This window comes from Moorena sp. SIO1F2, from assembly GCF_010672755.1.
Taxonomy (GTDB): domain Bacteria; phylum Cyanobacteriota; class Cyanobacteriia; order Cyanobacteriales; family Coleofasciculaceae; genus Moorena.
The window spans coordinates 1-4,728 of sequence record NZ_JAAHFV010000448.1; the positions used below are offsets into that span (position 1 = coordinate 1).

6 protein-coding genes and 1 pseudogene are annotated in these 4,728 nt (G+C 41.7%); 4 read left to right on the forward strand and 3 right to left on the reverse strand.

What is annotated here, in order from left to right; genetic code table 11:
* Together F6J94_RS30560 and F6J94_RS30565 are read left to right on the forward strand one after the other, a co-directional pair.
* Positions 1-497, forward strand: a pseudogene (locus F6J94_RS30560) (hypothetical protein); the annotation flags it as partial.
* Positions 498-662: 165 nt separating this feature from the next.
* Positions 663-890, forward strand: a complete 228-nt coding sequence (locus tag F6J94_RS30565) for a hypothetical protein (protein WP_070392656.1) — start codon at positions 663-665, stop codon at positions 888-890.
* A 64-nt stretch (positions 891-954) separates the two neighbouring features.
* On the opposite strand, the gene F6J94_RS30570 is transcribed toward F6J94_RS30565, so the two are convergent.
* Positions 955-1,593 carry a restriction endonuclease subunit R gene (locus F6J94_RS30570; protein ID WP_293047157.1) on the reverse strand — a complete coding sequence of 213 codons (639 nt, stop codon included), beginning with the start codon at positions 1,591-1,593 and terminating at the stop codon, positions 955-957.
* Between the two features lie 22 nt (positions 1,594-1,615).
* Between F6J94_RS30570 and F6J94_RS30575 the strand changes: the two genes are divergently transcribed.
* Positions 1,616-1,780, forward strand: coding sequence for a hypothetical protein (locus F6J94_RS30575; RefSeq protein ID WP_293047159.1), 165 nt, complete (start codon positions 1,616-1,618; stop codon positions 1,778-1,780).
* Here the strand turns inward: F6J94_RS30575 and F6J94_RS30580 are convergent.
* Together F6J94_RS30580 and F6J94_RS30585 are read right to left on the reverse strand one after the other, a co-directional pair.
* Positions 1,743-3,317 carry a Gldg family protein gene (locus F6J94_RS30580; protein WP_293047161.1) on the reverse strand — a complete coding sequence of 525 codons (1,575 nt, stop codon included), beginning with the start codon at positions 3,315-3,317 and terminating at the stop codon, positions 1,743-1,745. The genes F6J94_RS30575 and F6J94_RS30580 overlap by 38 nt on opposite strands.
* A gap of 126 nt (positions 3,318-3,443) precedes the next feature.
* Positions 3,444-3,662, reverse strand: coding sequence for a hypothetical protein (locus F6J94_RS30585; RefSeq protein WP_293020231.1), 219 nt, complete (start codon positions 3,660-3,662; stop codon positions 3,444-3,446).
* Positions 3,663-4,156: 494 nt separating this feature from the next.
* On the opposite strand from F6J94_RS30585, the gene F6J94_RS30590 reads away from it, so the two are divergent.
* Positions 4,157-4,728: protein kinase (locus F6J94_RS30590; protein WP_293047163.1), on the forward strand; the 572-nt coding region annotated here is incomplete at its 3' end.

Genomic DNA, 4,728 nt, shown 5'->3' on the forward strand with positions numbered 1-4,728 from the left:
TGTTGAGAATTCTCGGTAGAGGTAGAGTGCAACAGCAAGCAATTGAGGAGTTGAAATCCCTACCGAACGGGAGTCAGCACAAAGACAATATCCTAGAATTAGTATATGACATGCTGGCGATATTAGACGCACGTATCAAACAAAATCAAAACCTTGAGGAAGATGACCGGGAGTTAATCATGCAATTATCTCAGATATATCAACAACGACTGGAATTGGCTACCGAGCTTGGCAAACAAGAGGGACTAGTCCAGGGACTAGTCCAGGGCAAAGAAGAGGGACTAGTGCAGGGCAAACAAGAAGGACTAGTCCAAGGTAGGCAAAACGAACGCCGTAGTATGGTCACCTACTTATTGCGTAGCCGTTTTGGTGAACTAGACCAGGAACTGCTCGACATTATTGAGCCATTGATGGCACTCTCTCCAGAAGAATTTATCCCCCTACTCTTACAATTGTCTCGACTAGAATTATTGACTCGATTTGGAGAGCAAACATAGTCGCGCTTGGGTCTTGGCAAGAGGCAAGAGGCAAGAGGCAAGAGGCAAGAAAATAGATAGGAATTTTGGCTAATGGCAAGAACGGTCATGCTTGTCTTGAGTCAGCGCGGCACTGCATCGCTTTTTCTAATTCATTCGGAAATGCTATTTTAATTTTAAAACGTCATGTCAACAAAGTATCGCAGCGTAGTTTATGCTTGGAAGGGAAGAGGCTGGACTCAAGAAATTAAATGGCTTCGTATAGAAGGTGAAGAACGTCCTGAATGGAAGGACCAACTGTGGGTAAATTTCTTAACCCACATGGCTCAAGAGAAATGGGAACTTGTTTCAACAGCACCCCTAGGAGGTGGTGAAGGTTCAGTTTATGGAATTGTTGCCTACTTTCGGCAGTAAAATTGGGTTGAACAGACTAAAAAATCCCAGTTTAACTAAAAACTATAGCCGTTTAAGTTGAGAGTTAATCTAGAAGCGCTATAGCTTTAATAACTTGTAGTAATTTAATCGATGACTCCGATTCCATCAGGTTTAATACTGGCATCAACTGATAAATCGGAGGATTGCCAGCTTGGATATAAATAAACTGATAAATGTATCCGTTAGTCGATAGTCCCCAAACTGAGTCTTGATGGTCTAAACTCTTATAGGCATAGGTCAGTAATTGAGGTAACCCAACGGATACGTCAGCACTACTGTTTTTGGTTTCGATAACTAAGACCCAAAACGATACTTTATCTACTGTCTGTTGAGCTTTGTTAATTGCTAGAATATCTAGTCTGCCAGTAATTTTGGTATCCTGGTCTTGAATATCAATATCAGAAATCCCTTCTTCCAAGGAAATCTTTATTGGAGAGCGATAGAAGCCAGCTAATCGCAGTAAGGGAAAAACAGTTAGGGCTTTTACCAGTCCTTCAGATACTTTACCGGCGATTAAGTAATTATCAAAATCAGTCCGAATTTGTTCCAACTCCCGTTGCTCAAATTCAGTGATAGTGTCTAGGGATAACCGGGAAGTTAATGAACTATTGTATTGCCGTTGAAAGCCAAAGGTATGATGCACATCTTCTAGAGATAGGTGACTAGCTTGTATAATTGTCATAAGTTTATAGGATTATGATAGGTTGATAGGGATCCGTGTAGGAATTGTAAAAATTATTGATCCCATATTCCCTACTCCCTACTCCCTACTCCCTATTCCCTGTTCCCTGTTCCCTACTCCCTTTCCTATAGTTATATCAGTTATCAATACTAACGGCGTTGCCACCATACCAACCCAGCTGTGGTAAACCCGACTAAGGGCATAAGTAACAGGGCAGTCCAACCCAGTAACTCAGCCTGGATTGCTGTTAGGTTAATCCGTCGATTGTTTTGTTCTTTAGGGCGGATAGATAGGACTTGATCATCTTGCTTGCTTAACCAGCTAATGGTGTTGAGAAAAACATCACCATTTAATTGCTGATCAAACCAACCATTGGTGGCAAAAGTAGAGTTACCATAGACTACTAGACGAGATGAAGAGGTCTTTTTGTTACCATCCTCTTGAGGAGTAGCTTGATCAATCCCTTCCGCTTGGCGGCTTAAGGCTACACCTAGGATTAACGGACCAGGGCGATCGCTTTCTGGATTCAATTCCAGTGGCTGCTGTTTAGGATTGCTCTCAGCCCAAGTTCTGTCATTGGTAATTAGCAGAGGAGTCTCCTGGATACCATCTACTGGGGTAATTAAGAGCGATCGCGCCCAGGGATAAAAGGAAAATCCGTCGGCAAATTCCGTGGTAATGGGATGATTCCCATAGCTGGTGACCATGGGAGTTGCTGCACCAAGCACTAAGGAACGTTCTGGAGCAGACGGGTCAATCACTAACCTACTGTCTAGCTTAATTCCCCAGTCTTTGAGAAAGCTATCCAATTCAGGATTAGTATCAGGGTCGAGCATCAATAGTAAGCTACCACCCTTGGATAGATAGTTACGTAACCCTTTGACTTCTTTTTCTAATAATGGTCGCATCGGACCTGCACTAACCACGATTGATGCATCGGCTGGAACCTCTGAGCGTTCAGCTAGGTTAAGGGGTTGAACCGTAAAATTTTTATCCTCTAGAACACGTACTGCCTCAGATAATCCCCCTTCTACTTCTGCTAAGGATTTTTCTCCGTGACCTTGGAGGAAGTAAACCCTAACCGAAATTTCCCGAGTCAGGGTTTCGATACCACTAGTAAGACTAGCTTCTGACAGAGGTTGGGTATCATTAACAGCTTGCAATAATTGTTGCTTGTCTTTATATTGTAGATAAACTTCTCCGATAGACTGAACACCAAATTTCTGAGCTAGTGCTGGTTTTAGCTGAGGGTCAACAAACTGAAATTCAAAGTTTGACCCATACCGACGAAAGTTCTCTAACAACTCTCGGTCATCTGGATTGGGTTGTGGATTAAAGATCCAAACCTTAAGGGGCTGTCGTAAATTTTGCACCACTTGCTGGGACTGGGGTGACAGAGTATATAACTTATTTTCTGTGAAATCGATCCGTTGGGTATAGCGCACCCCTAAAAAGTTAATCAGCCCCAAAATCACTAACATAGCTACGGTAGAAATAATAGCATTGGTTCCGACTTGGGTAGAACGGCTTTGCCAGAATTTCGGAGCCAACTGGGCTAAAAATACTAGCCCCACAAGACTAATGACAATACCAGCAATCAGTAACCCTAATGCGTCTGGGGACCATTTTTCAGTCATAATCCTGACAGTGATTCCCGCCATGGTCAGTAGTGGCCCGAGCCAGAAAAGGTAAAGGAGATACTTCTTGGTTTTGCTTGTCTTCATCTCAAACCTCACGGCAGCTGCAACTATCATTACTGATTGTAAGCATTCAGCTTAACCCCCTAGGTATTAGGCATTAGGCTTAGGCGTTAGGCATTAGGGGGTTTGACAGGGTAATCCTGGGTTCCCCTAGCGGCTGTTTGAGAGCATCCCATGGAACTTCACCGGGTAATCCTGGGTTCCCGTAGCGGCTGTTTGAGAGCATCCGATGGAACTTAAGACGGTAGTAATGCGATCGCGTAGCAGCGCTGAGCATCCCGTAGCGGCTGTTTGAGAGCATCCGATGGAACTTAAGACGGTAGTAATGCGATCGCTATAGAGTCGAAAATTAAAATAACTAATTTTCATAAGTCCTAATTATTTAGCTATCAGCTATCAGCTATCAGCACTCAGCACTCAGCACTCAGTCTAGGGAGCCGTGTAGGAATTGTGATAATTTTTGATGCCATATTCCGTACTCCCTACTCCCTGTTCCCTATTCCCTATTTCCTTTGCTATAGTCATTCCACACATCCAGCCACACTATTAGTTGGGTGTATTAGTTGGGTGTATAAATTGGTAAATAAGTTTACACTATTTTTATCCATAAAAAGATTATCCTTCATAGTTTTTTTGTAAACTTTGTATAAAGGCTTTGCTTGAATATAAGGTTTGTATAAAATTTATGGGGACTACAATTGCTCCACAATACTTACCAGCTCTAGCTTTCAGGTCACTATCACCCCAAACTCTAAATAGACTTGGGGTGTCAATTACTTAAAATTCAATCCGTTATTATTTTGTTGAAGTTGGAGTAATATAAAGCGTATACATTTTATAACTGATGCACAAACCTACATTCAATGAGCGAATTTCCTGATTTTTCTAACTATGGCTACCAAGTCAAAAAACGATTAGGTCAGAACTATCACAGTGGTCGAGTAACTTATCAAGCCATCCATCTTAAAACTAAGCAAAAAGTTGTAATTAAGCTATTTCAATTTGCTCAATCTAACAGTAGCTGGCATGGTTACCAATCTATTGAAAGTGAGATTAAGGTACTAAAACAGTTACACCATCCTAGGATTCCTCGGTATCTTGACTCCTTTGCTCCTGAGGGTGGTGTTTGTTTGGTACAGGAGTACAAAAACGCTCAACCTTTGTCTGCATACCCAAGCTTTACACCAGAGCAAATTCAGCAAATTGCAGTTCAAATTCTCGAAATTTTGGATTATATCCAACATTTTTATAATCCGATAATTCACCGAGACATTAAACCAGAAAATGTTTTGTTAGATTACAAAATGCGGGTTTACTTAATTGATTTTGGTTTAGCTAAAATTGCCTATGGTTCAATTTATGGAAGTACTACGATGGCTGGCACAGCTGGATTTATGCCACCAGAAAAATTATATAATCAACCCCTCAATAAAGC